This is a genomic window from Shigella sp. FC1967 (genome assembly GCF_001743005.1).
In the GTDB taxonomy this organism is placed as follows: Bacteria; Pseudomonadota; Gammaproteobacteria; order Enterobacterales; family Enterobacteriaceae; genus Proteus.
In genome coordinates, this window is sequence record NZ_MIIZ01001066.1 from 1 (window position 1) to 1059 (window position 1059).

Annotated in this window: 2 protein-coding genes; both read left to right on the plus strand. The window is 31.7% G+C overall.

Going from position 1 to position 1059, the window contains the following annotated elements:
- Window positions 1-377 (plus strand): ATP-grasp fold amidoligase family protein (locus BHE89_RS18400; RefSeq protein ID WP_128860707.1); only part of this gene is annotated, 377 nt, incomplete at its 5' end.
- Window positions 352-495, plus strand: a complete 144-nt coding sequence (locus BHE89_RS27165; RefSeq protein ID WP_353615146.1) for an ATP-grasp fold amidoligase family protein — start codon at window positions 352-354, stop codon at window positions 493-495. The genes BHE89_RS18400 and BHE89_RS27165, both read left to right, overlap by 26 nt.
- Window positions 496-1059: the final 564 nt, after the last annotated feature.

Genomic DNA, 1059 nt, shown 5'->3' on the forward strand with positions numbered 1-1059 from the left:
TCATGATGCCGGTAGCACAATCATTTGTACTGATAAAAGAAATTTCAATAAAAAAACTTGCTAACAAAAAACTTCGATCAAGCTTAAGAAAAAGCATGTATTACAGAACCAGAGAATGGCACTATAAAAATATTGCACCGATGATTTTATGTGCAGAGTATCTAGATATATTCAACTCTACCCATCAACAAATTCAACCTGAAGACTACAAAATTCATTGTTTTCATGGTAAGCCTGAATTTTTAGAGATCCAATTCTCTCGATATGGCAATGAACGCTTTATCAATATTTATAATACACAATGGGAACTATTGCCTTTCTTAATGGGATATAAAAAACGCACCAGCAAAAATACCAGCACCAACTCAACTTCATGAACTACTAGATCTTGCTAAGAAGCTATCAGCTGAGTTCGATTATTGTCGGGTAGACTTCTATCTTGCTAATAATAAAATTTATTTTGGTGAAATGACATTACTCCTTGTAATGGAATAGATAAATTCATCCCATATGACTGGGATTATAAGTTTGGTGAAAAATGGAAGTTTAGCTTAGGAAGTAAAGAATAACGTTATCTACTTTATAGCTTTTAGATTCTATGAATAGTAACTATGTAGAGCGATTTTTATTTATATTAATCAAAATATTGCAAAGTCATCAAGGTTAAAATTTATACTAATCCAGATACATAATTCAGTAATTAAACTATTGTATCAAAATATCCTGCCATCTATTGAAGAATAGGTGGCATATTCTTTTTGTTAGCATCTAATGATGCAATTCAGAATGATCTGGCTGAATCAATCGCTATTCCGATATTTATATATCTTCAATCAATGCTAAAATACCCAGCTATTACTTGACCGACTGGTTTGAAGAGTCTACTCTCAGTGCGGTTTTTCGCATATTGTTAAAGTATGCTTATATAACAAAACTCTTATATTACATAGAGATAAGGGTTTTTCGAGATGAATTTTGGCGCTCTGGGGGCCGTAAACCCAGTGCGGTAGCTTTGTATATTCAATGCTATAAATTATAATATATTAAATATTAGGGTAA